This window comes from Streptomyces sp. LaPpAH-108, from assembly GCF_000373625.1.
Lineage (GTDB): Bacteria > Actinomycetota > Actinomycetes > Streptomycetales > Streptomycetaceae > Streptomyces.
Genome location: NZ_KB891994.1, coordinates 413,682 through 437,916 on the forward strand (window position 1 = coordinate 413,682; position 24,235 = coordinate 437,916).

Genomic DNA, 24,235 nt, shown 5'->3' on the forward strand with positions numbered 1-24,235 from the left:
ACATGGGCGACGGGACACGGAGGCGGACGATGGACGAGGCGCGGGCGCGGGACGTACTGGCCGGGGCGAAGGTGCTGCCCGGCCCGGCGCGGGACGCGCGGCTCCTCGCCCTCGGTGAGAACGCCGTCTTCGCCTCCGGCGGCCTCGTGGTCAAGGTCGGCCGCGACGAGAGCCTGCTGGAGCGCGCCCGGCGCGAGCTGGCCGTCGCGGCCTGGCTGGCCGAACAGGGCGTACCGGCGGTGCGCGCGGCCGAGCCCGAGCCGCTGCTCGTGGAAGGGCACCCGGTCACCGTGTGGCACCGGCTGCCCGACGCCGTACGCCCGGCCGAGCCCGAGGACCTGGCACGGCTGCTGCGGATCGTGCACGCGCTGCCCGCGCCGCCGGTCGCGCTGCCGCCCCGCGAGCTGCTGGGCGGGGTGGAGCGCTGGCTGCGCCTCGCGGGCGACGCGATCGACCCGGCGGACGCGGCGTATCTGCGCTCCCGGCGTGACGGCTTCGCCTCGGCGGCTGCCGCGCTGACCCCGCACCTGACGCCCGGTCCGATCCACGGTGACGCGCTGCCGCGCAATGTGCACATCGGCCCCGACGGGCCGGTCCTGGTCGACCTGGAGACCTTCTCCGCCGACCTGCGCGAGCACGACCTCGTGGTGATGGCCCTCTCCCGCGACCGCTACGGGCTGCCCGCCGGGAAGTACGACGCCTTCACCCAGGCGTACGGCTGGGACGTGCGCGCGTGGGAGGGCTGCTCGGTGCTGCGCGGCGCCCGCGAGACGGCCAGCTGTGCCTGGGTGGCCCAGCACGCGCCCGCCAACTCCAAGGCGCTGGCGGAGTTCGAGCGCCGGGTGGCTTCGCTGCGGGACGGGGACGAGTCGGTGCGCTGGTACCCCTTCTGAGCCCGGGGCGCTCGGAGAACGAGCGGGATCAGACCCGCTCCTCCACCAGCTCCCGCACCGGCCAGGTCCCGTCGACCACGGCCTCCGTGTCGCCCTTGCGGCGCAGGAAGCTCTGGAAGTCGGCCGCCCAGGCCGCGTACCACTCGATCTGGCTTTGGTGCAGCTCGGCCGGGCCGAGCGCGGCGATCTTCGGGTGCCGCTCGGCTATCGCGACGGCGAGGCGGGCGGCGGCGAGGGCGTCGGCCGAGGCGTCGTGGGCGGCGGCGAGGACGATGCCGTACTCGGCGCAGACCGCCTCCAGGTTGCGCTTGCCCCGGCGGTAGCGGTCCACCCAGCGGTCGATCGTGTACGGGTCGACCACCGGGCCCAGCGGTTCGCCGCCGAGGCGCTCGGAGAGCGACGGCAGCCCGTGGCGGCGCAGTTCGGCCGAGAGCAGGGTGAGGTCGAAGGCGGCGTTGTAGGCGACGACCGGGACACCCGCCTGCCAGGAGGAGACGAGGGCGGTCGCGACGGCGTCGGCGACCTGGTCGGCCGGGCGGCCCTCGGCGCTCGCGCGCTCGTTGCTGACGCCGTGCACGGCGACGGCGTCGGCCGGGATCTCCACACCCGGGTCCGCGAGCCATTCCCTGCGGCCCAGGAGTTCGCCCGCGCCGACCTCCAGGACGGCGGCCGTGACGATGCGCGCCTCCTGCGGGTCGGTTCCGGTCGTCTCCAGGTCGAAAGCGGTCAGCGTGTGCCGGTGCCAGGCCATGGGTGGTCCCCCTTTTCGTGGTGGTGCGTTCCCCCAGTGGCCTCCACCATGGCACGCGGCACTGACAATCCCGGGCGGACCCCCGCCGCACCGGGGGGACGATTCAGGACACCGGGCGCGAATCCGCCCAAGCCGTCTCGAATTCCTCGCGGTAGGTCGGGAACAGCCCGGCCTCGCCCACCTGGTCGGGGCGGACCACCCGGCTGCCGCCCCGCAGCACCAGGACCGGCGACTCCATGCCCCGCGCCCCGCGCAGATAGGACTGCACCACGCCGACCCCGTCCGCGCCGTCGCCGTCCACCAGGTAGGCGGTGAAGCGCGGTGTCTCGTCGTAGACCTGGATCTCGAAGGCGCCGGGGTCGCGCAGCCGGGAGCGGACCCGGCGCATGTGCAGGATGTTCATCTCGACCGAACGGCTCAACTCGCCCCGTTTCATGCCGAGTTCGCGCTCACGGCGCTTGACCGCGCTGGAGGCCGGGTTGAGGAAGAGCAGCCTCACCCGGCAGCCCGTCTCCGCGAGCCGGACCAGGCGGCGTCCCGAGAAGTTCTGCACCAGGAGGTTGAGCCCGATGCCGATGGCGTCCAGCCGCCGGGCCCCGCCGAACAGGTCCTCGGCCGGGAACTGCCGCATCAGCCGCACCCGGTCGGGGTGGACGGCCACCACGTCCGCGTACCGGTCGCCGACCAGGTCCTCCACCGCGTCCACGCGCAGCCGCCCCGCCGAGGGCACGTCCCCGCCCGCGCCGAGCAGTTCGAGGAGGCGGGCCGAGGCGCGCTCGGCCTGGCCGAGGACGGCCTCGGACAGGGCGCGGTTGCGGGAGACGACGTTGCGCGTCACCTCCAGCTCGTCCAGGGCGAGTTCGAGGTCGCGGCGCTCGTCGAAGTAGGGCTCGAAGCACGGCCAGTGCTGCACCATCAGCTCGCGCAGCTGGGGCAACGTCAGGAAGCTGAGCACGTTGTCGTCGGCCGGGTCGAGCAAGTAGCCCTTGCGGCGGCTGACTTCACGTACCGCGACGGCCCGCTGCACCCATTCCTGTCCGGCGGGTCCGGCGGCGGCCACCACCCAGTCGTCGCCGTGGACGGGCTCGTAGACCGGGCGCAGTACGGCGGCCACGACGGCGCGCAGCCGCTGTTCGACGAGGTTCAGCCAGATGTAGGCCCGGCCGGCCCGCTGGGCGCGGGTGCGCACCTCCAGCCAGGCGCTCGCGTCCCAGTCCAGTTCCGGTCCGATCGACCCCGCGTCCATCGGCCGCGCCAGGGACACCGCGCCGGGCGGGACGTCCGTGGAGCTCCCCTCGTGACCCTCGCCACCAGGGGGCAGCTCCAGCCCTCCCGACCCCACCCTGCACCGCCTTCCGTCCCCCGGACCTTTCCCGTCTCAACGATCAAGGAAGGGTACTCCGGGAGCGGTGGGCGGTGCAGCCGGATGGACAGGTCGGTTTCCCAACTTCTGGGCAGGCAGTGGCCGTTCCGCGCCACGCGGGCGACGGGAGTGAGCGGATTCATAGCGGTGAGGGCGCCGGGGCGGCCACGTCCGCGCAGGTACGGGCACTGCCGGACCGTCAGCGCGCCGGGGGCGACCCGGCGGAACCCCGTGTTGACCCGCGCTCGCCCCGGCGCCGTGTCCCGGCCGATATCCGTCCGGCCCGCGGCCGAGGCGCCATGGGCCCGTCAGACGGGGTAGTCCTCTGAGGGTTCCTCACTTTCGGGGAGACTCGCCGCCGACGCGCCCCCAGCGGGGCCGCCCACCTGAAAGAGTCGTGTCCATGCAGGTCTGGCCTGGAGAGGCGTATCCACTCGGTGCCACCTATGACGGCGCCGGAACCAACTTCGCGGTCTTCACGGAGGCCGCCGACCGAGTAGAGCTGTGTCTGCTGCACGACGACGGCTCCGAGACGGCGGTGGAACTGCGCGAGAGCGACGCGTTCGTGCGGCACGCGTACGTCCCCGGCATCATGCCGGGCCAGCGCTACGGCTTCCGTGTGCACGGCCCCTACGAGCCCGAGCGCGGGCTGCGCTGCAACTCGGCCAAGCTGCTGCTCGACCCGTACGCCAAGGCGGTCAGCGGGGCGGTCCGGTGGGGCGAGGAGGTGTACGGCTACCACTTCGACGCCCCGGACCGGCGCAACGACCTGGACTCGGCGCCGCACACCATGGCCTCGGTGGTGATCAACCCGTACTTCGACTGGGGCGACGACCGTCCGCCGCGCACCGACTACCACCACACGGTGATCTACGAGGCCCACGTCAAGGGCCTGACGATGCGTCACCCGGGCCTGCCGGAGGAGCTGCGCGGCACCTACGCGGCCCTCGCCCACCCGGCGATCATCGAGCATCTGACCAAGCTCGGGGTGACGGCCCTGGAGCTGATGCCGGTCCACCAGTTCGTCAACGACCACCGCCTGGCCGACATGGGCCTGACCAACTACTGGGGCTACAACACCATCGGCTTCTTCGCCCCGCACAACGCCTACGCCTCCTGGGGCGACCGGGGCCAGCAGGTCCTGGAGTTCAAGTCGGCGGTGCGGGCGCTGCACGAGGCGGGCATCGAGGTGATCCTCGACGTGGTCTACAACCACACCGCCGAGGGCAACCACCTGGGCCCCACCCTGTCGTTCAAGGGCATCGACAACCCGTCGTACTACCGGCTGGCCGAGGACCCGCGCTACTACATGGACACCACGGGCACCGGCAACTCCCTGCTGATGCGCTCCCCGCACGTGCTCCAGCTCATCATGGACTCGCTGCGGTACTGGGTGACCGAGATGCACGTCGACGGCTTCCGCTTCGACCTCGCGGCAACCCTGGCCCGGCAGTTCCACGAGGTGGACCGGCTGTCCTCGTTCTTCGACCTGGTGCAGCAGGACCCGGTGGTCTCCCAGGTGAAGCTGATCGCGGAACCGTGGGACGTGGGCGAGGGCGGCTACCAGGTGGGCAACTTCCCGCCGCTGTGGACCGAGTGGAACGGCAAGTACCGTGACACGGTACGGGACTTGTGGCGGGGTGAGCCGCGCGCGCTCGCGGAGTTCGGCTCCCGGCTCACCGGCTCCTCCGACCTCTACCAGGACGACGGGCGCCGCCCGCTGGCCTCCGTCAACTTCGTGACCTGCCACGACGGTTTCACCCTGCGCGACCTGGTGTCGTACAACGAGAAGCACAACGCGGCCAACGGCGAGGACAACCGGGACGGCGAGAGCCACAACCGGTCCTGGAACTGCGGGGTGGAGGGCGACACCGACGACCCGGAGGTGCGTGAGCTGCGCACCCGGCAGATGCGGAACTTCCTCGCCACGCTGATGCTCTCCCAGGGCGTGCCGATGATCAGCCACGGCGACGAGTTCGCCCGCACCCAGCGCGGCAACAACAACGCCTACTGCCAGGACAACGAGCTGTCCTGGGTCGACTGGCCCGAGGACGGCGGTGAACTCCTGGAATTCGCGCGGGCGATGGTGTGGCTGCGCCGCGACCACCCGGTGTTCCGGCGGCGCCGCTTCTTCCACGGCCGCCCGGTGGAGGGCACCCACGACGAGCTGTCGGACGTCGCCTGGTTCACCCCCGAGGGCGAGGAGATGACCCAGCGGGACTGGGACTCGGCGCCCGCCTCCGCGCTGACCGTGTTCCTCAACGGCAACGCGATCTCCGAGCCGGGGCCGCGCGGCGAGCGGATCACGGACGACTCGTTCCTGCTGATGTTCAACGCCTCCCCCGAACCGCTGGACTTCCTGGTCCCGGCCGACCACGGCAGGCAGTGGCAGGTGGTGGTCGACACCGCCCGCCCCGAGGGGGTGCCGCCGGACACCGGGCCGAAGGTGGCGGGGGGCGAGCGGATCACGCTGCCGGACCGGAGCCTGACGGTGCTGCAACGGCCCGCGTGAGGGAGCCGGGGGTGGCCGTGGCCGGTCCGTACGGGGTCGCCGCTGGTCCGTACGGGGACCGATGACACGAAACCGGGCGCACGGGGTACGTAGCACAGCATGACTGCTGCCGCGCGACCCCGGCCGGGCGTGCCCACGGCCACCTACCGACTCCAGCTCCAGCCCTCGTTTCCGTTCGCCGCCGCCGAGGCGGCCGTCCCCCATGTGGCGGACCTCGGCGTCTCCCATCTGCATCTGTCCCCGGTCCTCGAAGCCGTGCCGGGCTCCACCCACGGGTACGACGTGGTGGACCCCGGGCGCGTGCGCGAGGAACTGGGCGGCGAGGCCGGGCTCCGCTCGCTCGCGCACACCGCGCACGAGCACGGGCTCGGTCTGGTGGTGGACATCGTGCCCAACCACATGGCGATGGCCCCCCGGCACAACCGCGCCCTGTGGGAGGTACTGCGCGAGGGCCCCGAGTCGCCGTACGCCCGCTGGTTCGACATCGACTGGGAGGTGCGCGGCGGACGGCTGCTGCTGCCCGTGCTGGGCGGCCCGGTCGCGGCCGTACGGGACGAGCTGGTGGTCGACGGCGACGTGCTGCGCTACCACGACCACGCCTTCCCGCTCCGCGCGGGCACCGGGCATCTGCCGCTGCCGGAGCTGCTGGACGCGCAGTGGTACCGCCCGGTGTGGTGGCGCCTTGCCCGCACCGAACTGAACTACCGCCGCTTCTTCAGCATTTCGGAGCTGATCGGGGTCCGCGTGGAGGACCCCGAGGTGTTCGACGCGACCCACGGCACGATCCTGCGGCTGCTCCACGAGGGCGTGATCGACGGGCTGCGCGTGGACCACCCGGACGGCCTCGCGGACCCGGACGCCTATCTGGCGCGGCTGCACGAGGCGACCGGCGGACGCTGGACGGTCGTGGAGAAGATCCTCGCCGACGGCGAACGGCTGCCCGCCTCCTGGCCCGTCGCGGGCACCACCGGCTACGACGCCCTGCGCCACGTCGACGGCCTCTTCACGGACCCCGGCGGCTCCGGTGAACTCCTGGACCACTACCGGGCGTTCGCCATCCCGCAGAGCGACCGGGGCGGCGACTGGGACGCCACCGTGCGGCGGGCCGCCTACAAGGTGCTCACCCACGAACTGGCCGCCGAGACCGACCGCCTCACCCGCGCCGCCGTCCGCCTCTGCGCGGCCTCCCCCGACCTCGCCCTGCGCGACCGCGCCCCCTGGGCGCTGCGCACGGCCCTGGAGGAACTGCTCGTCCGGTTGCGCGTCTACCGCCCCTACGCCTGTGAGGACGCGGCCACCGTGCTCACGGCGCAGGCGGCGACGGAGGCCCGGCGCGCCTTCGCGGTGGCCGAGGAGGCCGAGGCGGTGGACGTGGTACGGGCGCTGCTGACCGGTGAGGACGACGGCTCGGTGCCCGAACTCACCGAGTTCCGCACCCGGTTCGCCCAGAGCGCGTCGGCCCTGCGCGCCAAGTCCGTGGAGGACACGGCCTTCTACCGCTATGTGCCGCTGCTGTCGGCGAACGAGGTCGGCGGCGATCCGGGCCGACCGGGCGTCTCCCCGGCCGAGTTCCACACGTACTGCGCCCGCGTGGCCCGTGACTGGCCGGACACCGGCACGGTCGTCACCACGCACGACACCAAGCGCAGCGCCGATGTCCGGGCCGCCCTCGCGGTGCTCAGCGAGTGCCCCGGCCGCTGGGCCGCCCTGCTCGCGGATCTCGCCCGCACCGGCGACCCGGCTCCGGACGGCCAACTCGCCTGGTCCGCCTGGCAGACGGTGTTCGGCCTCGGCCCGGCGAAGGAGGAACGCGTCCGCGAGTCCCTGCTGAAGCACGTGCGCGAGGCGGGCCTTTACACGAGCTGGACGGAACGCGAGGCGCCCTACGAGGAGGCGGTCAGCGCGTTCGTCGCGGCGGGCCCCTGCGGACCGCCCGGCGAACGCGTCGCCGCCCTGCGCAAGGCCCTGGACCCCCACATCCGCGCCAACGTCCTCGGCACCGCGCTGGTCCATCTGACGATGCCGGGCGTCCCGGACGTCTACCAGGGCACCGAGGCGGAGTACCGCGCCCTGGTGGACCCGGACAACCGCCGCCCGGCCGTCTTCCCCGCGAAGCTCCCCGGCGAGAAGGGCGCGCTGACGACAGCGGCCCTGCGGCTGCGCGGCCGTCGCCCGGACGCCTTCGGCTCGGCGGGCACGTACGCCCCGCTGCCCGCCGAGGGGCCGGGCGCCGACCACTGCCTGGCCTTCTCCCGCTCGGACCAGGTGATCACGGCGGTGACCCGGCTGTCCCTCCGCCTGGCCGAGTCCGGCGGCTGGCAGGGTACGACCCTCCCTCTGCCGCCGGGCCGCTGGCGGGACGTCCTCTCCCCGGACCGGGAGTACAAGGGCCGGGTACCGCTGACGGACCTCTTCGGACCGCTGCCGGTGGCGCTGCTGGAGCGGGCCGGCGAGGAGGACGGCACGGAGTCCTGAGGGCAGTGGGTCACGCGTCCAGCGCGAACACCGATCCCGTCCGCGCGGACAGGACGCACCCGTTGGAGAAGGTCCGGGTGTACTCGACGCGGTGGCCGTGCCAGACGCCGGAGGCGTGGGCGGTGACCGGGGCGTAGAGCATCGTGCAGAAGACCTCCTTCGGCGGGATGCGGTCGATGTCCCCGTCGGCGGCGGCGAGTTGGGCGCAGGCTTCGGCCGCGTGGGCGGTGCCCCGGGGCGGGTCGCACAGGAGGAGGGCGCGGGGGGAGCCGGGCGCGATGGTCTCGCCCTGGCTGACGGTGAGGTGGAGCCAGTCGCCGGGGAGGGCGGAGCGGGGGGTGGCGGTGGCGGTGGCCGGGGTGGCCGTGAAGAGGCCGAGGGCGGCCACCAGGGCACCGGCCGCCGCTGTCGCACGGGTGAGAGAGGTCATGCCCGGTGCATCGGCACGGCCGGACGGGTTCCGCACCGAGGATCACCCGAACGGGAGGCTCATGCGCCCGAAGGGGAGCACCCGTTCGAAGCGGTCAGGCTCCCGTCAGGGAACGTCAGTTCGAGCGTCCTCAGCTCGCCGACAGCCGGTACATGACCTTCCCGAAGCCGACCTGGTCGCCGTCCCGTACCACCGTCGCGCCGAGCACCCGCTGGCCGTTGACCGTGGTGCCGTTGGTGGAGCCGAGGTCGCGCAGGACCCAGAGGCCGCCCTGGTGGCGGAGTTCGGCGTGGACGCGGGAGACCGTGTCGTGGTTGAGGCGGAGCCCGTTGGCCGGGTCGCGGCCGATGCGCAGGGGGTGGCCGTGGCCCGGGTGGGGCAGGAGGAGCTTGGGCAGCCGCTCGGCCTGCCAGGCCCTGCGGAGCCGTACGGTGAAGCCGGAGACGGCCTCCACGGTGCCGAACAGGGCGCGGGCGAAGCCGTTTCCGCCGGGCAGATCGGCCGTGACGGCGGCGAGTTCGGCGTGGCTGCGGGCGGCGAGGACCAGTTCCATGCGCTGCAGGAACGTGTCGTGTGACATCCGGCCCATGGCGGCGCCGTCGCGCAGCACTCGCAGCGCCTTGTCGCGCTCCGCGTCGGAGATCCGCGCGGCGCGGACAGGGAACTCGAAGGACGACGTCACGCTGCTGATTGTCGGTCAGGCGGCCCGTGGTGTCCAGATCGGGAAGTCCGCTCCCCCGGCGCGCACTTGCGAGCCCGCGCGCACTTTCGCGACACCCGCCCGGAAAGCCCTGATCCGACGGCGGATTGATCGCTTTCGCGGCACGATGGACGGACTACCTCACGATGAGCAGACGAAGGGGAACCGTCCGTGCAGTTCGAGGTGTGGGCACCACAGGCAGAACGGGTCACGCTCCGGTGCGGTCAGGAGCGCCACGCGCTCGCGCGCGATCCGGGGCGCGCGGGATGGTGGACGGGGGAGGCGGACGCGGCGGACGGCACCCGGTACGGCTTCGCGCTGGACGACGGCCCTGAGCTGCCCGATCCCCGCGCGCGCCGCCTGCCGGACGGCCCGGACGGGCTGAGCGCGGTCGTGGACCACGACCGTCACGCGTGGCGGACCGCGTGGACGGGACGCGGGCTCCCCGGCGCGGTGCTCTACGAGCTGCACGTCGGCACCTACACCCCCGAGGGCACTCTCGACGCGGCGGCGGACCGTCTCCCTCACCTCGCGGAACTCGGCATCACGCACGTGGAGTTGATGCCGCTGTGCTCGTTCCCGGGTGAGCACGGCTGGGGTTACGACGGTGTGGCCCCCTGGGCGGTGCACGAGCCGTACGGCGGGCCCGAGGCGCTGAAGCGGTTCGTGGACCGGGCGCACGCGCTGGGTCTCGGGGTCGTTCTGGACGTCGTGCACAACCACTTGGGTCCGTCGGGCAACCATCTCCCGGCGTTCGGGCCGTACTTCACCGACACGCACCAGACACCGTGGGGCGCGGCGGTGAACCTGGACGCGCCCGGTTCGGACGAGGTGCGCGCGTACTTCCGGGACAGTGCGCTGGCCTGGCTGCGGGACTACCGCCTGGACGGGCTGCGCCTGGACGCGGTGCACGCGCTGCACGACACCCGCGCCCGCCACTTCCTGGAGGAGCTGTCGGAGTCGGTGGACGCGCTCGCCGCCGAGACGGGCAGGCCGCTGTTCCTGATCGCCGAGTCCGACCTCAACGACCCCCGGCTCATCACCCCGCGCGCCGCGAACGGTCTCGGGCTGCACGCCCAGTGGAACGACGACTTCCATCACGCCCTGCACACCGCGCTGACCGGTGAATCCCAGGGCTACTACGAGGACTTCGCGGTCGCGCCGCTCGCCGCGCTCGCCAAGACGCTCACCGGTGGCTACTTCCACGACGGCACGTACTCCAGCTTCCGGGGCCGACGGCACGGACGCCCGCTGGACCGCGCCCGCCTCGGCGGACACCGGCTGCTCGGCTACAGCCAGACCCACGACCAGATCGGCAACCGCGCCCAGGGCGACCGCCTTTCGGCCCGGCTCTCCCCCGGTCTGCTGGCCTGCGCGGCCACGCTGACGCTCACCGCGCCGTTCACCCCGATGCTGTTCATGGGCGAGGAGTGGGCGGCGGGCACGCCCTGGCAGTACTTCACCGACCACACCGATCCCGAGCTGGCCGAGGCCGTACGGCGGGGCAGACGGCGGGAGTTCGCGGCGCACGGCTGGTCCGAGGACGAGGTGCCCGACCCGCAGGACCCGGCGACGCGGGAGCGGTCCTGTCTGGACTGGTCGGAGCCGGGGCGCGCCCCGCACGCCCGCGTCCTCGACTGGTACCGGCGCCTGATCGCGCTGCGCCACGCGTACCCGGACCTCACCAGCCCCGGCCTCGCCGGTACCAACGTGGCCTACGACGAGGACGCGGGCTGGCTGGCGTTCCGGCGCGGGGACGTCCGGGTCGCGGTGAACCTGGGCAAGGAACCGGCGTCCATCCCGCTGGGCAGCGGCCGTATGGAGGTCCTGGCCGCATGGGACGAGGTGAAGGCGCCGGGCGCGGACGGACGGCTGCTGGTGCCGGGCGAGTCGTGCGTGGTGCTGACGCGGGTCTGAACGGGCCTGATTCCCGGCGGACTTGACGGCCGCCATGCTCACTCGAACTCGGTGACCCGCTCCAGCAGGATCGGCTCCCACGCCCGCCGCAGCCGGGTGCGCAGCAGCGTCGGATCGTCGGCGGTGCGGCCGTCGAGCCGGTCGGCGAGGCGGACGAGGGTGTCGCAGCGGGCCAGCCACAGGCCGCGCAGACAGGGGCGGGGGCCGTACCCGGCGAGGGTCGCGGCGCGGACGGCGGCCGGGGCGCCGACGGCGGCGGCGAGCCCGGCGATGTCCTCGGCCGGGTCGCCCACGGCCGCGCCGCCCCAGCCGAGGACGGCGCGCACCCGCCCCTCGGTGCCGACGAGCACCCGCGCGCCGGTCAGCCCGTGATGGGTGAGCACGGCGGTGCCGGGCTGCGCGGCGAGCCGGGTGGCGGCCGTCGACGGGAAGGGCTGGAGCCGGGTGCGGTCGAACTCGTCGGCGGCGGCGAGCCGTTCGGCCGTGTGCGCGGCGATGCGGCGCAGGGCCTCCAAGGAGCGTGGCGGCGTACGCGGCACGCTCATCGTCTCGGCCTGGCGCGGGGGCACCTCGCGCAGCCCGGAGAGCAGTCCGGCGAGGTCGGCCTCGCCGAGCGCGGACACCTCGTGCTCGTCGCCGCTGCCGCCGGACAGCCGGGCGTCGAGCACACAGGCGAGGCCGGGCACCCAGTCGCCGTGCGCGACCCCGGCCGGGACGGCGACCGGCACCCGGGAGCGCACCAGGTCGCGCAGGCGCGGTTCGCGGCGCAGCCGGGCGGCGGCTTCGCGGTCGGGGGCGAGCCGCAGCACATGCCGGGCGCCGACCCACCAGGTGTAGCCGTCACCGCCCGCGACCGGCCGGACCTCGATCCCGGCGGAGCTGTCGTCGGCCGTCCCGTCGTCCCTGATGAGCGCGCGTTCCTTGAGGAGGGAGCGGACGAGCGCGCGCACGGTGTCGACGGTGGGTGCGGGTGCCTGGGTCATGGTCTGGGCCGGCCGTTCCGTGTGCGGTCGCTGGGGTGTCTCCTCGGTCGATCAGTCCACTATGACCATCTCACGCGTGGTGTTGTTGAGGCGGCGCCCGCCGTCCTCGGTCACGGTCACGATGTCCTCGATGCGCACACCGAAGCGGCCGGGCAGATAGACACCGGGCTCCACGGAGAAGCACATGCCGGGCACCAGGGGCTGCTCCTCGCCCTCGATCATGTACGGCGGCTCGTGCGTGGTGACGCCGATGCCGTGCCCGGTGCGGTGGATGAAGTACTCGCCGTACCCGCCGTCGGTGATCACCGCGCGGGCGGCGCGGTCCACCTCCTGGCAGGCCACCCCCGGCCGTACGGCCTCGAAGCCCGCCTGCTGGGCGGCGCGCACCAGGTCGTGGACGCGCCGCTCCTCGTCGGTGGGCTCGCCGACGTGCACCGTGCGCGTGGTGTCGGAGCCGTAGCCGTCCTTGAGGCCGCCGAAGTCGAGGACGACCATGTCGCCGTGGCGGATGAAGCGGTCGCCGACCTCGTGGTGGGGGTTGGCGCCGTTGGGGCCCGAGCCGACGATGGTGAAGTCCACCTGGGAGTGGCCGAAGCGGCGCAGCAGGTCCGCGAGGTCCTGGGCCACGTCCGACTCGCGGCGGTCCGCGAAGGGCACCTTGCGGATCTCCTCGAACGCCGCGTCCGCCGCCGCACCGGCCGCCGCGAGCAGTTCGACCTCGGCGGCGTCCTTGACCGCGCGCAGCATGGGCAGCGCGTCGGTGAGGGCGGCGTACGAGCTGTGCGGCAGGGCGCGCTGGAAGCCGAGCAGATGCATGGCCCAGGCGTTGTCGCTGACGCCGAAGCGGCCCCGGCCGTCGAGCAGGGAGGCGGTCATGGCGTACGGGTCGACGCCGTCGGTCCAGTCGCGCAGCCCGAGAGCGGTCGAACCGGCGGCGGCCTCCGCGTCGGGTGCCTCCAGCGTGGGCACGACGAGCACCGGCTCGCTGCCGGGCACGAGCACCAGCAGGGTGAGCCGCTCTGTGGCGGCGGGCGGGGTGTAACCGGTCAGCCAGACCATGTCGGGTCCGGGCGCCACCAGCAGCCCGGCGAGTCCGGCCTCGGCCGCCTCCCGGGTGGCGCGGGCCATGCGGGCCCGGTAGTCGTCGGCGGTGAAGGGCGCAGGCGTACTACCGGTCATCCGGGCCTCCGGGCGGTCGGGGTGCGGGAGCGAAGCGGTGCCGGGCAGCATCCTGCCCGCCCCGACCGGCGCGCGCGACCCGGTCGGGGTACGGCGCGGCAAGGACGCGCGGGGCGGTGGCGCGCGAGGCGGACGGGGCGCGTGGGCGGCACGGGGCCATCATCGCGGGCGGCGGCCCGGGCGACCAGCGGGTTTCCGGTGGCCCCGGTCAGGTGGGGCCCGGTCAGGTGGACCCGGTCAGGTCACCACGCCCGGCACCGCCGTCAGACTCTGCTCCACCCCGTTCTGATGGCGCACGGTCACGATCACCTCCGCCCCCGGCCGCGCACCGGCCACCGCACGGGCCAGATCGGCGGCCGTGGCGATGGGCGTGGCGCCGAAGCGGACCAGGGCGTCGCCGCGCACCAGGCCCGCCGTATAGCCCGGGCCGGGCACGTGGACGGCGGTGATCAGCGCACCCGCCCTCTGCCCGTCGTCCACGGCTTCCAGACCGAGCGTGGCACCGGAGCGGGTCTCGGCGGCCCCGGCCGCGGCGGGAGCGGAGGCGGGGGCAGCGGCAGGGGCGGCGGGTGGGGCCGCGTGGTGTGGCCTCGCGCCCGGGATACCGAGGCCGAGAGCGCTGGCGCCGACAGCCCCCAGCCCGACCCCGGACAGCACCAGCACACTGCCGACGGAGAGGGAGAAGACCACGCTCCTGATCCGCCGCCCCCGCGACCGCGCGCCGTGCGGATGACCGGCGGGCGCCTGCTCGACCGGCCCGGTCCGCCCACTCTCGCTCCGCCCTCGTCCGGGCATCGGCCGGGCCCGCAACACACTCTGTTCCATGATTCCTTCGCCTCCCCCCGTGGCCTACCCAGGTCACCCGCCGCTGACGAGCCACGAACGGGTGACACGGCGCCGGGGCATCGGTGGGAACGTCAGCGGTCGGCCGCCAGTCGCCCGACCAATTCCCCGACGGCACCCGCGAGCCCGGCCCCGTGCAGCAGCTCGGTGCGGTGCACCAGCCGGGGCGCGGCGAGCGGTACGGCGACCGTGCCCGCCACCGCGGCAGCCACGAACCGGGGCAGCAGCGCCAGCCCCTGCCCGGCCGCGACCAGCGTGGTGAGCGTCCGCACATCGGTGCCCGCGTAGCCGAGCGCGGGCCGGAACGCACCGCCGCCGTTCACGGCCCGCAGCCGGGCGAGGGGTACGGCGGTGTCGGGGGCGTCGATCCAGCGGGCGTCGGCGAGGTCGGCCAGGCGCAGTCCGGGGCGCCCGGCGAGGGGGTGGGCGGTGGGCAGCAGGACGGCGAGGGGTTCCTCGGTGACGGCGCGGGAGGTCAGCGGCGCCACGTCGGGCAGCCGCAAGGGGTCGCTGGGTGCCGCCGGACCGTCGACCAGGCCGAGGTCGGCGCGCCCGGTGGCGACGGCTGCGGGGATCTCGTCCGGGCCGAGCACCTGGACGCTCACGCCCGACAGCGGGAGCGCGGCGAGGACGCGCGGGCCGAGCGCCGTCGGTGTGGTCGCGAGGCTCACGCCGCTCGGCGGGGCCGCGGCCATGCGGATCACGTCGGCGCGGGCGGCGTCCAGGCGGAGCAGCAGCGGGGCCGCGTGCTCCAGCAGGCGTTCCCCGGCGGGGGTGGGGACGACGGGCCGGCGGCCGAGCAGCGGGGCACCGAGGTCCTGTTCGAGGGCGGCGATGTGCTGGGAGACCGCCGACTGCGTGTACCCCAACTCCCGTGCGGCGGCGGAGAACGAGGCCAGTCGCGCCACCGTGACATAGGTGCGCAGCAGATGCGGGTCCATGGCGCACAGCATCCCACGCCCATCAGTACTGCTTATCGACGATGCATGAATCATCGTTGGACGTGAACGGCAACGGCCGCCCAGGATGGCTGTCATGACCGATACCGCAGTACGCACCGCCACCGTCGCCCTCGTCGGGGACCGCTCCCCCAACGTCGTCTCCCACACCCGCATACCGCGCCTTCTCGACGCCCTCGCCGAGCGGGACGGGCTGGTCCTGGACGCCTACTGGATCCCCTCGGAGGACGCCGAGACCGAGGGGGCGGTACGCGGCTTCGACGCGGTGTGGGTGCTGCCGGGCAGCCCGTACCGCAGCGAGGCCGGTGTACTCGCGGCCGTCCGCACCGCACGGGAGGAGGGCGTCCCGTTCCTCGGCACGTGCGGCGGCTTCCAGCACACCCTGCTGGAGTTCGCCCGCAACGCCTGCGGGCTGACCGGTGTCGCGCACGCCGAGAACGACCCCGGTGCGGAGGACCTTCTGATCGAGCCGCTGGCCTGCTCCCTGGTGGGACACGAGGCGACGGTCGTCCTGGAGCCGGGCTCCCTGGCCGAGTCGGTGATCGGCTCACCGCGCACGGTCGAGCGGTACTTCTGCTCCTACGGCCCCTCCCGTCATCTCGACACGCTGCGCGCCCACGGCCTGCGGTTCTCCGGGCACGACACGGACGGCCAGGTCCGGGTCGCCGAAATCCCGGACCACCCCTTCTTCCTGGCCTCCCTCTTCCAGCCGGAGCTGTACGGCGACGGCTCCCGCCCGCACCCGATGATCCGGGCGCTGGGCCGGGCCGCGATCGAGCACGCCACGAAGGCCGCCCAGCCCGCCTGACCCGGCCCGCTCGGATCCTGGCCCACCGGAGCCGCCCCGCCCGCGCGGACGGGAATCGCCGTCAGCCGATCAGCTGGAGTCGTGCCGGAGGCTGTCCCGGTACGAAGCGGTGGGCTCGGCCGCTCAGCCACTCCGCCTTGTAACGGTCCGCCGAGCGGTGCCAGTTGAGGATGCCCGCCAGCCAGTTCTGGAGGTCGAGCACATAGAGCGCCATCTCCGCGCGGGCTTCCTCGGACAAGCCGAAGTCCTCGTAGAGCACGGGGAGTTCATGGGCGATCACGTGCTCGAACTGTTCCATGCGCTGGGTCATCAGGTCGTGGACGACGGCGAGCGCGGCCGGGTAGTCGACGCCGAAGAAGTTCTGCACGACGAGGATCGCGTTGTGGATCTCGCCCTCGTACTCGATCTCCTTCTGGTACGAGAACACGTCGTTGAGCAGACAGGCGTAGTCCATGGCGGCGTTCTCCAGCGAGCGCACCGGACCGCTGGCGTAGACCTCGGGCGGGATGGCGGGGCCCCGGCCCGCCCGGCACATGCTCAGGGTGAGGTCGGAGCCGAAGGTGGCGCGGCGCATCTCCAGATAGTCGACCGGGTCCGGGACGCGGTTCTGGAGCTGGTTGGACAGCTCCCACACCCAGCTCTCCGTCATCACGTCCACCGCCGCCTTGAGGGTGACCCGCTGCTCGGCGGTCATCGGCGCCGTGGTCCGCTGCCACAGGTCGATCAGCGCGCGCTCCATGGCGTTGGCCGGGGCGATCTCCGGCGCCCCCTCCAGGGACATGCACCGGGAGAGCCGGGCTGTGGTGAGGCGGGCGGCGGCGAGGTCGCGGCGGTGTCCGTAGACGAGGGGGTAGTAGTCGTCGCCGTAGGTCCCCCAGGCGAGCCACTGGGCGCTGAGGTCGAGTGCCTCGGGGGTGGCGTCGGGGTCCAGTCCGGCGGAGCAGAGCGCGAGGTCGTAGGCGGCGAGTTTGTCCTCGTCCCAGACGCCCTCGCCGAGGATGCCCATCCGGGTGCACCAGGCGACCAGGTTGCGGCGCGAGGCGTCAACGTGCGGGCTCAGCTCCAGCGGGAACGGCATGTGGAACTCGGGCAGCAGGGACGGTCCGACCTTCTGGAACGGCACATGGGTGTGCCGCTGCAGCCGCTCGGTCGCCGCCGATGCCAGCAGGGCGGCGATGTCGGCGGCGGAGGCGCCCGGACCGCTCGGCAGCGCCCAGGGGGAGGTCGTACGTGCCCCCTTGTTCATGTAGCGGCTGGAGCGCAGATGCCACTCGTGGCCACCGCTCTGCCAGTCCTGGAGTCCCTTGGTGTACGCGGCGACGGCGGCGACCTCGTCCGGTCGGAGCCCGTTCTCCAGGGCGACGGCGGGGACTTCGGTGAGCGCGGTGTGCTCGAACTGGTGCAGGCGTGAGGTCAGGATGTCGTTGACGGTGTCGGCGGCCTGCTGGGTGGTGCAGTCGAAGAAGGTCTCCAGGACCAGGACGCCGTTGCTGTTCTCGCCCTCGTCCTCGACCTCGCGCTGGTAGGAGAAGAGGTCGTTGCGCAGGTGGACGGCGTCGGAGAAGGTCTCCATGAGCACGCGCAGCGGGCGGCTCTCGGCCACCGACGCGGGCACCTCGGCCGTCGCGTACTCCACGAGACCGGCGGACCAGGGGGCGCCGCCCACCTTGCGGCGCATCTCGATGTACTCGACCGGGTTGGCGATCCGGCCCTCGTTGATGTTGGACAGCTCCCACAGCGACTCGTTGAGCAGATGCTCGGTCGCGACGGCGAACCGGCGGCGCCAGTCCACCGACATGGCCGGCACCGTGCGCGCCCACAGATCGGCGAGCCCCGCCTCGACCGGGTTCTCCGGCTCCGGGACGGGCGTTTCGAGGTCGAGCGGCATGAACAGCGGCAGCCGGTCCAGGTGCGCCTTGCCCGCGGCCCGGTCCTGGGTGCGTTTGTACATGTCCAGGAAGTGGTCGTCGAAGAAGAACACCCACACGTACCAGTCGGTGATCAGCGAGAGCGCGGGCCCGTCGCAGTCGGGGTGGGTGTAGGCGCACAGCAGGCCGTAGTCGTGCGCTTCCAGGTCGGCCTGGTCCCAGATCCCGGAGCCTTCCAGCATCCCCATCTCGCGCGCCCACGCGGTCGAGTGGGCGCGCGCCTCGTCGACATGGGGATTGAGCCGCGCGGGATACGGCATGTAGAAGGGCGGGAGTTCGAACGGCTGCGTCATGACCGGGTCCTGCCCGGCGGCGGAACGGGCCATCCGCCGCACAGCGGACGATCACACCATCGCGTGAACCATCCCCGCAATCGGGAACTTCCGGAACGCGACCCGCCGTTGGGGGAGACAGCCGACGGGCGCTCCCACGTCAATCCCGGGGGTTGACCTGGATCAGGGCGTGGGTGCCGCTGGTACGCCAGGACCGGCCCTCCGCCGCGTTCAGGTCGGCCTCGGTGGCGGCCGTCAGGCCGGTGATCACGTCGGACTTGAGGGTGCGCAGGGTGGCGACGGGCCCGGGGAAGTAGGCAGTCACGTCGTGGAAGGGCGTGGTGGGCGGCCAGTACCGGTCGCCCACCAGGCGGCGGTAGTTGAGGTCGCCCTTGAAGAGGGTCAGCCGGGCCCGGGCGAACTCGGCACACAGGCCGTCCGGCAGCTCGGTGTACGGCAGCGGGGAGGCGAGGAAGGGATGGGTGCGTACGGTGAGGCGGCCGTCGGCCATGGCCGACCAGAGGAGGTCGCCGTAGTCGGCGGCGGCGCCGGAGGCGGACCGCAGGCGGGTCAGCGCGTCGACCACGTCGGCGGTCGTGGCGTCGGAGACGTAGTAGGGCCAGGGCTTGACGTAGAGGACGGCGCGGGCGATCCGGTGCTCGGCGAGGAGGTGGGCGGTCAGCAGCAGGTCGGGGACGAGTTCGCGGCCCGCGTTGTCGGCGACCAGGCAGAGGGTGCCGGTGCCGTCCGGCGGGAGCAGCGACCAGAGGGTGTCGCTGTCGTCGGCGACGAGACCCGGCGTGGCCTCGCCCGACGCGGCGCCCTCGGCGGACAGCTGGAAGCTGAGGTCGGCGCGGTTGCCCCAGAGCGAGCCGTGCAGCAGGGCGCGTCCGCGTTCCTCGGGCGACTTGCCCTGGAGCGCGTCGAGCGCGGCCAGTTCCTCCCGCGTCTCCGGGGAGCCGAGTTCGGCGTACTTGAAGGGGCGGAAGGGGTCGACGCCCTGCCAGGGGCCGGGGGCGAAGTAGCCGACGGCGTCGAGGAGTACGCGGTAGAAGTAGCTCTCGGCCCACAGCCAGGGCACCTCGAACCAGGACCGGCCGACATGGCCCGCGAGTCCCCACTCCAGCCAGCGGGCCCGGTCGTCGGGGTCCGTTTCCGCGGGCAGGTCCTCGATGACGCCCTCGGTGCAGGAGCGGAGCAGGCCGTCCAGCGCGCGGTGCTGCGCGGGGCCGTAGGGAGAGGCGTCCCGCACCTGCCGGATGATCGCGGGGTGCCGCTCGGCCAGCGTGCGGTGCGGGAAGGAGCCGGGCTCGTCGCCGGTGATCACGGGGGCGGTGGGGGCGTCGGACATGCCGTCACCGTACCCCGCCGGTCAGGCGGCCCTGATCTCCCGCTCCAGCTGCGTGGCGAGGGCGAGATAGCGGGGGCGGCGGTGCACCGGGACCAGGCCCCGGAGCATCAGGAACCACATCTCGGCGACCCTGCGCGGCAGCCGCGCGACCGGCTCGATGGAGCGCCCGGCGACCCGGGTGCCGACGAAGAAGCAGACGAGGGAGTGGGCGACGGTCCCGGCGTCCACGTCGGGGTGCAGATCCGAGTCCTTGACGGCACCGGCGAACTTCCGGGTCGCGAACTCCAGCCACTCGGTGAACGGATGGCGCAGCGGCGGGCGTACGGACACATCGGCGGTGACGAGCCGCAGCCCGGCGCGCGGCACCGGGTCGTCCACGGCGAGGCGGGCGATGCCGAAGGTGGTGCGCATCAGGCACTCCAGGGAGGAGCGGCCCCGGCTCTCGGCGTCGGCCACCACCTGCCGCACGGCCGCGGCCTGGAGTTCCAGGATCGCGTGGGCCAGATCCTCCTTGGCAGCGAAGTGGAAGTACAACGCGCCCTTGGTGACACCGGCGTGCCCCACGATGTCACTCAGACTGGTGGATTCGTAGCCCTGCCGGTCGAAGAGATCGGCGGCAGCCGCGATGATCGTCGCCCGGGTCTGTTCAGCGCGCAACTGCCTCGCCATCGACCGACCCCTCTCATGAACGAACGGGACACGCGGTTTGTTTTAACCCCGCGCATACGATAACTCACCGCAGGGGAACGGGAGTCCAGGAGGACGCAATGGATTTCGGCCACTTCCGGAGCGCGTCGCCCCGCTTCCGCCCAGCGGGGCGGTGCACGGTGTTTCCACACTCCAGCAAGGGAGTTGAGGCACTCCGCTTGTGCTGTTCGGTCGGGATCGAGCCAAGTGTGCGTACCCGTACGACAGATGAGCGCGGTGACGCTACGCGCGTGGAAACAGCCCGCGCGGTCGGTCTGAACGGCACGCTCCCCACGCGCGTACTGGTGGGGACAGCCCTGTTCCCGCGCCCGCCGAGGAGGCGTCCCGGATGACCCGGTCGACCCGGACCACCGCCCGCCTGAGCGTCACGGCGGCAGCCGCGACGGCCCCGCTCCTGCTCCTGCCCTGGACGGCGACCCCCGCCCTGGCGCACGGCGCCCCCACCTCGCCGGTCAGCCGGGTCTACGCCTGCTCCCCCGACGGCGGCAGCGCGGGTACGGCCGCCTGCCGGGCGGCGATCGCCGCGAACGGCGGCGCGTCCTTCGCCGCGTGGGACAACCTGCGGGTGCCCGGTGTCGACGGCCGTGACCGGCAGGTGATCCCGGACGGCAAGCTGTGCAGCGGGAACCTGTCCGCCTACCGGGGTCTTGACCTGGCCCGCGCCGACTTCCCGGCCACCCGGCTGACGGCGGGCGCCCGGATGACGATGACCTACGCCTCCCCCATCGCGCACGCCGGTACGTTCAAGCTGTATCTGTCCAAGCCCGGTTACGACCCGTCGAAGCCGCTGAAGTGGTCCGATCTGCCCGCCACCCCCTTCGCCGAGGTCAAGGACCCGCCGCTGACGAACGGGGCGTACCACATCCAGGCGACCCTGCCGAGCGGCCGGACGGGCCGTCAGATGCTGTACACGATCTGGCAGACCAGCAGCACGCCCGACACCTATTACTCCTGCTCCGACGTCGTCTTCTCCGGATCGGGCTCAGGGCCGGGATCGGGTACGGGCTCGGGCTCGGGCGGCAATTCGGGAACGGGCGCGAAGGCGGAGAAGAAGGAACCCGCCAGGAAGCCGTCCCCCTCCCCCACCCACGCCGCGCACCACACGTCCTCGGCCTCCCCCAGCCCGTCGGCGAGCGCGGCCGACGAGCCGCGCAAGGACGCCTCGTCCGCGCCGGTCACCTCGGACGACAGCACGCCGGTGGCCGAGGCGACCCGCGCGGACGCGGGCCCCTCGGCTCCGTTGCTGGCGGCCGGTGCGGCGGGGGTGCTGCTGATCACCGCTGCGGTGGCGTTCCTGCCCCGGCTGCGACGGCGCTGAACGGCCGTATGGAATCAGCTCAGTTGACGGAGACCGGGGCCCCGTTGTCGCTGACCGGCGCGTACTTGGCCGTGAAGTAGCCGCTCGCGAAGCACAGCGACGAGCCGGACACCTTGGTGAACTGCTGGTTGGTGAAGGCGATGCTGTTGTCGGCGTTGTCGGCCGTGCCGTTCAGGCTCGGCGCCTGGTAGACGCAGGTGATGCTGCCCAGCAGGGTGCGCAGCTTGACCGTGGTCTGGATGGTGGACCCGGCGGCGGGCAGCACCGTGAGGGTGCCGTCCGAGGCGACCGACGCGGTGTACGGCAGGTTGTCGACGGTGATGCCGCTGACGCCGAGCACACCGGTGACGTTGCTGGAACAGCTGGAGCTGTCGAAGCTGTGCCCGGTGACCGACTCGGTGGCCGTACCCGGCGCGTCCGGGTTGCCGGTGACGGTCGCGGTGAACTGGGAGGACGTGCAGACGACGCCGCTGGTGCCGGTGGCGCTGGAGTAGAGCGTGGCCGAGGTGCCGGAGGCCAGCGGCGCGCTGAGCGTGTCGCCGACCGCGACGGCGGTGCCGCCGGTGCCGCCCGTGGTCAGGACGGCGGTGCCGTCGGCCGAGGCGGGGGCCGCCGCGGTGAGGGCGAGCGCGGTGGCGGCTGTGGCGAGGACGAGGAGCGTGCGGGTGCGCATACGGGTGCCTCTCTTCGACGTGGGGGGAGTGCGGGGTGGGGCGCTGACGGTGCCGTGTGCGATGCCGAGCGGCGGGACCGGCCGGGGAACGGTGACCACAGGTCACGGGGCGACTGCCGGAGCGGACGGGTGCCGGGAACGCGGACGACGCCGCGCGGCGGGTCCGGCGCCACGGACCCAGGGGGAAACAGGGAGAGTTGTAGACCTGATGGTTCGTCAACGTCAATATGACGAAAGGCAATTGAGGGAATCAGCGAGCAGGCGGCGGACCGCCCGTAACCGCGCGTCCCCCAAGTCCGGGGCGGTGCGCGCAGTTTCCACACCCGGTTTTCACAACTCCCTTGACCCTTCAAAGTAACCGGCGGTAACTTCCTGGCAGGCTACCGCCGCGTAACACAACGGCCCTCGCATCCGCCGGGAGTGCGGGGACGGCGTGCGCGGCAGCCGCTGTCCGCGCCAGGACACCGCGCCACCTGAAGCCCACCCCGCATTGATCCGTGCCCATGGGAGCAGACATGGCCTCGTCCCCGGACTTCGCGTCCGCCGACCACACCCCCGAGAACCCCGACGGCGGTTCGCCCGCGCCCTCCCCGGACCCGGCCGCCGCCGGGAGCGGGAGACGCGGACGGGTCCGGCTGCGCCGGGCCGCCGTGCTGGCGGTGCCCGCGACGCTGGTCGCCGCCGGTCTCGCCGTCTTCACCGCCCAGGGAGCGCTGGGTGTGCAGTTCGCGATCTCCGGAATGCCGTTCACCGTCACGGCCACCGAGCTGGACGGCACCGGCTTCGAGCAGTTCGGCGGCCTGGACAACATGGCGGACGGCAGCCCCAACGCGGGCGACACCGGCGGCCAGGTGCTCGTCGTCACGTCCGCGATCAAGAGCGCCCAGCTCACCAAGTTGTGCCAGAGCGTCGACCTCGGCGGCACCAACCTGCTCATCACGGCGGGCGGCGGCAAGACCCGGGTGTCCGCGAAGGACCTCACCACGGACTCGACCACGCTGTCCGGCGACGCGTCGTTCAACAACATCGAGATCGGCAACGACGCGAGCACGCTCACCAAGGCGAACGCCAAGGGCCCGATCGGCGTCTTCAGCCAGCAGGCCGACACCGTGCACATCGCCAACCTGCGGCAGACCAACTACGCCACCACGGCGGGCGTGTTCAAGCTGCCCGGGCTCAACCTGCGCTTCAGCGACTCGGGCTGCTGATGCCCGGGCGTCCACAGCGGTCCGCGCGGGCGGCCTTCCGCGACTGGCGGGGCCGTCGGCCGTTCTGGGGCGGGCTGCTGCTCGCCCTGGGCGGGGCCGAGATCCTGCTCACCGAGAAGGCGTCGCTGAAGGTCGTCATGCACATCGGGATGCAGGGCGTGGCCGGCTATCTGCTGCCCGCCCTGATGGTGCTGCTCGGTCTGCTCATCCTGTTCAACCCCGCGCAGCGGCTCTTCTACTCGCTGACCGGCATCCTGTTCTCGCTGGGCACCTGGCTCACGTCCAACCTGGGCGGCTTCTTCATCGGCCTGCTGCTCGGCGCGACCGGCGCCTGTCTGGCCTTCGGCTGGCTCCCCGACCAGGAGCCGCGCGTCTCCCGGCGGCAGCGCCGCAAGCGGGCCCGCGCCCTGGCGGGCGAGCTGAGCGAGGGCGTGGAGAAGGCGGCCTGAACCCACGCGGCCCGCGAGGACCGAGAGGACCCTGGGACCGGGGAGCCAAGCCCCCAAGATCCGAGACCCCAAGACCCGAGCCCCCAAGACCTCAAGGACTCGAAGCCCCGCACCGGCGCCGGAAGCCGTCACGGCTCCGGCGCCGGATGTCGTACGAACCGGTCGCACCCCGCCCGAGCCCCGTCCTTCGATCAGGTGACAGGGGAACCCCGGCCGGGGCGCCGCGCGTTCACCGGAGGGTCGGCGACTCCGTCGCGCTCGCCTCGGCGGCCGTACCGACCGGACCAGCAGGAGCGGCGTCGACACCGGGCGTCGCGTTCTCCGTCTTCATCGCCTTCGCCTCGCTCTTGAGGATGCGCATGGACTTGCCCAGCGCGCGGGCGGTGTCCGGCAGCTTCCGGGAGCCGAACAGCACGATGAATACGATCGCGACGACCAGCAGATGCCAGGGTTCGAGTCCGTTGCGGAGCATGACCGCCCCTCCCTCTCTCACGGGTGTTCACGTGCTTTTCTCA

21 protein-coding genes are annotated in these 24,235 nt (G+C 73.0%); 8 read left to right on the plus strand and 13 right to left on the minus strand.

Going from position 1 to position 24,235, the window contains the following annotated elements:
* The first annotated feature begins 29 nt into the window (after window positions 1-29).
* Window positions 30-893 (plus strand): phosphotransferase enzyme family protein, encoded by an 864-nt coding sequence (locus B079_RS0117530; RefSeq protein ID WP_018547145.1) that lies wholly within the window; start codon window positions 30-32, stop codon window positions 891-893.
* A 28-nt stretch (window positions 894-921) separates the two neighbouring features.
* Here the strand turns inward: B079_RS0117530 and B079_RS0117535 are convergent, their stop codons facing one another.
* Both B079_RS0117535 and B079_RS0117540 read right to left on the minus strand, forming a co-directional pair.
* The gene (locus B079_RS0117535) at window positions 922-1,644 is read right to left on the minus strand and encodes a 3'-5' exonuclease (protein ID WP_018547146.1); all 723 of its coding nucleotides are present in this window, start codon (window positions 1,642-1,644) and stop codon (window positions 922-924) included.
* 103 nt (window positions 1,645-1,747) lie between these two features.
* On the minus strand, window positions 1,748-2,986 hold the full coding sequence (locus tag B079_RS0117540; RefSeq protein ID WP_026248799.1) for an SAV2148 family HEPN domain-containing protein: 1,239 nt from the start codon (window positions 2,984-2,986) through the stop codon (window positions 1,748-1,750).
* Window positions 2,987-3,410: 424 nt separating this feature from the next.
* Between B079_RS0117540 and glgX the strand changes: the two genes are divergently transcribed.
* The gene (gene glgX / locus B079_RS0117545) at window positions 3,411-5,519 is read left to right on the plus strand and encodes a glycogen debranching protein GlgX (protein ID WP_018547148.1); all 2,109 of its coding nucleotides are present in this window, start codon (window positions 3,411-3,413) and stop codon (window positions 5,517-5,519) included.
* Window positions 5,520-5,618: 99 nt separating this feature from the next.
* Window positions 5,619-7,994, plus strand: a complete 2,376-nt coding sequence (gene treY / locus B079_RS0117550) for a malto-oligosyltrehalose synthase (RefSeq protein WP_234016808.1) — start codon at window positions 5,619-5,621, stop codon at window positions 7,992-7,994.
* A gap of 10 nt (window positions 7,995-8,004) precedes the next feature.
* Here treY and B079_RS0117555 read toward each other — a convergent pair whose 3' ends face one another.
* The gene (locus tag B079_RS0117555; RefSeq protein WP_018547150.1) at window positions 8,005-8,424 is read right to left on the minus strand and encodes an SSI family serine proteinase inhibitor; all 420 of its coding nucleotides are present in this window, start codon (window positions 8,422-8,424) and stop codon (window positions 8,005-8,007) included.
* A gap of 130 nt (window positions 8,425-8,554) precedes the next feature.
* Window positions 8,555-9,106 carry a DUF1707 and FHA domain-containing protein gene (locus B079_RS0117560; protein ID WP_018547151.1) on the minus strand — a complete coding sequence of 184 codons (552 nt, stop codon included), beginning with the start codon at window positions 9,104-9,106 and terminating at the stop codon, window positions 8,555-8,557.
* Between the two features lie 189 nt (window positions 9,107-9,295).
* On the opposite strand from B079_RS0117560, the gene treZ reads away from it, so the two are divergent.
* Window positions 9,296-11,041 (plus strand): malto-oligosyltrehalose trehalohydrolase, encoded by a 1,746-nt coding sequence (gene treZ, locus B079_RS0117565; protein ID WP_018547152.1) that lies wholly within the window; start codon window positions 9,296-9,298, stop codon window positions 11,039-11,041.
* 38 nt (window positions 11,042-11,079) lie between these two features.
* Here the strand turns inward: treZ and B079_RS0117570 are convergent, their stop codons facing one another.
* The 4 genes from B079_RS0117570 to B079_RS0117585 all read right to left on the minus strand — a co-directional run bounded on the left by B079_RS0117570 (window position 11,080) and on the right by B079_RS0117585 (window position 14,987).
* Window positions 11,080-12,024 carry a phosphotransferase family protein gene (locus B079_RS0117570; protein WP_018547153.1) on the minus strand — a complete coding sequence of 315 codons (945 nt, stop codon included), beginning with the start codon at window positions 12,022-12,024 and terminating at the stop codon, window positions 11,080-11,082.
* 51 nt (window positions 12,025-12,075) lie between these two features.
* Window positions 12,076-13,203, minus strand: a complete 1,128-nt coding sequence (locus B079_RS0117575; RefSeq protein ID WP_026248800.1) for an aminopeptidase P family protein — start codon at window positions 13,201-13,203, stop codon at window positions 12,076-12,078.
* A 237-nt stretch (window positions 13,204-13,440) separates the two neighbouring features.
* Window positions 13,441-14,028 carry a PDZ domain-containing protein gene (locus tag B079_RS0117580; RefSeq protein ID WP_026248801.1) on the minus strand — a complete coding sequence of 196 codons (588 nt, stop codon included), beginning with the start codon at window positions 14,026-14,028 and terminating at the stop codon, window positions 13,441-13,443.
* Between the two features lie 92 nt (window positions 14,029-14,120).
* Window positions 14,121-14,987 (minus strand): LysR family transcriptional regulator, encoded by an 867-nt coding sequence (locus tag B079_RS0117585; protein ID WP_037801676.1) that lies wholly within the window; start codon window positions 14,985-14,987, stop codon window positions 14,121-14,123.
* A 94-nt stretch (window positions 14,988-15,081) separates the two neighbouring features.
* Here B079_RS0117585 and B079_RS0117590 point away from each other — a divergent pair, with 94 nt between their 5' ends.
* Window positions 15,082-15,813 carry a glutamine amidotransferase-related protein gene (locus B079_RS0117590; protein ID WP_018547157.1) on the plus strand — a complete coding sequence of 244 codons (732 nt, stop codon included), beginning with the start codon at window positions 15,082-15,084 and terminating at the stop codon, window positions 15,811-15,813.
* Between the two features lie 61 nt (window positions 15,814-15,874).
* Here the strand turns inward: B079_RS0117590 and cyc2 are convergent, their stop codons facing one another.
* From cyc2 to B079_RS0117605, 3 genes are all read right to left on the minus strand, one after another.
* On the minus strand, window positions 15,875-18,034 hold the full coding sequence (cyc2, locus tag B079_RS0117595; RefSeq protein ID WP_026248803.1) for a germacradienol/geosmin synthase Cyc2: 2,160 nt from the start codon (window positions 18,032-18,034) through the stop codon (window positions 15,875-15,877).
* A gap of 139 nt (window positions 18,035-18,173) precedes the next feature.
* The gene (locus tag B079_RS0117600; protein ID WP_018547159.1) at window positions 18,174-19,364 is read right to left on the minus strand and encodes a damage-control phosphatase ARMT1 family protein; all 1,191 of its coding nucleotides are present in this window, start codon (window positions 19,362-19,364) and stop codon (window positions 18,174-18,176) included.
* A gap of 21 nt (window positions 19,365-19,385) precedes the next feature.
* The gene (locus tag B079_RS0117605; protein ID WP_018547160.1) at window positions 19,386-20,033 is read right to left on the minus strand and encodes a ScbR family autoregulator-binding transcription factor; all 648 of its coding nucleotides are present in this window, start codon (window positions 20,031-20,033) and stop codon (window positions 19,386-19,388) included.
* Window positions 20,034-20,400: 367 nt separating this feature from the next.
* Between B079_RS0117605 and B079_RS0117610 the strand changes: the two genes are divergently transcribed.
* Entirely contained in the window at window positions 20,401-21,390 is a 990-nt protein-coding gene (locus tag B079_RS0117610) for a lytic polysaccharide monooxygenase (protein ID WP_018547161.1), read from the plus strand.
* A gap of 19 nt (window positions 21,391-21,409) precedes the next feature.
* Here B079_RS0117610 and B079_RS0117615 read toward each other — a convergent pair whose 3' ends face one another.
* Window positions 21,410-22,063, minus strand: a complete 654-nt coding sequence (locus tag B079_RS0117615) for a hypothetical protein (protein WP_018547162.1) — start codon at window positions 22,061-22,063, stop codon at window positions 21,410-21,412.
* Between the two features lie 515 nt (window positions 22,064-22,578).
* On the opposite strand from B079_RS0117615, the gene B079_RS0117620 reads away from it, so the two are divergent.
* Both B079_RS0117620 and B079_RS0117625 read left to right on the plus strand, forming a co-directional pair.
* Window positions 22,579-23,271 (plus strand): DUF6230 family protein, encoded by a 693-nt coding sequence (locus B079_RS0117620; RefSeq protein ID WP_018547163.1) that lies wholly within the window; start codon window positions 22,579-22,581, stop codon window positions 23,269-23,271.
* Entirely contained in the window at window positions 23,271-23,720 is a 450-nt protein-coding gene (locus B079_RS0117625; protein WP_018547164.1) for a DUF6114 domain-containing protein, read from the plus strand. Before B079_RS0117620 ends, B079_RS0117625 begins: the two co-directional genes overlap by 1 nt.
* A gap of 229 nt (window positions 23,721-23,949) precedes the next feature.
* Here B079_RS0117625 and tatA read toward each other — a convergent pair whose 3' ends face one another.
* Entirely contained in the window at window positions 23,950-24,192 is a 243-nt protein-coding gene (gene tatA / locus B079_RS0117630) for a Sec-independent protein translocase subunit TatA (protein ID WP_018547165.1), read from the minus strand.
* Window positions 24,193-24,235: the final 43 nt, after the last annotated feature.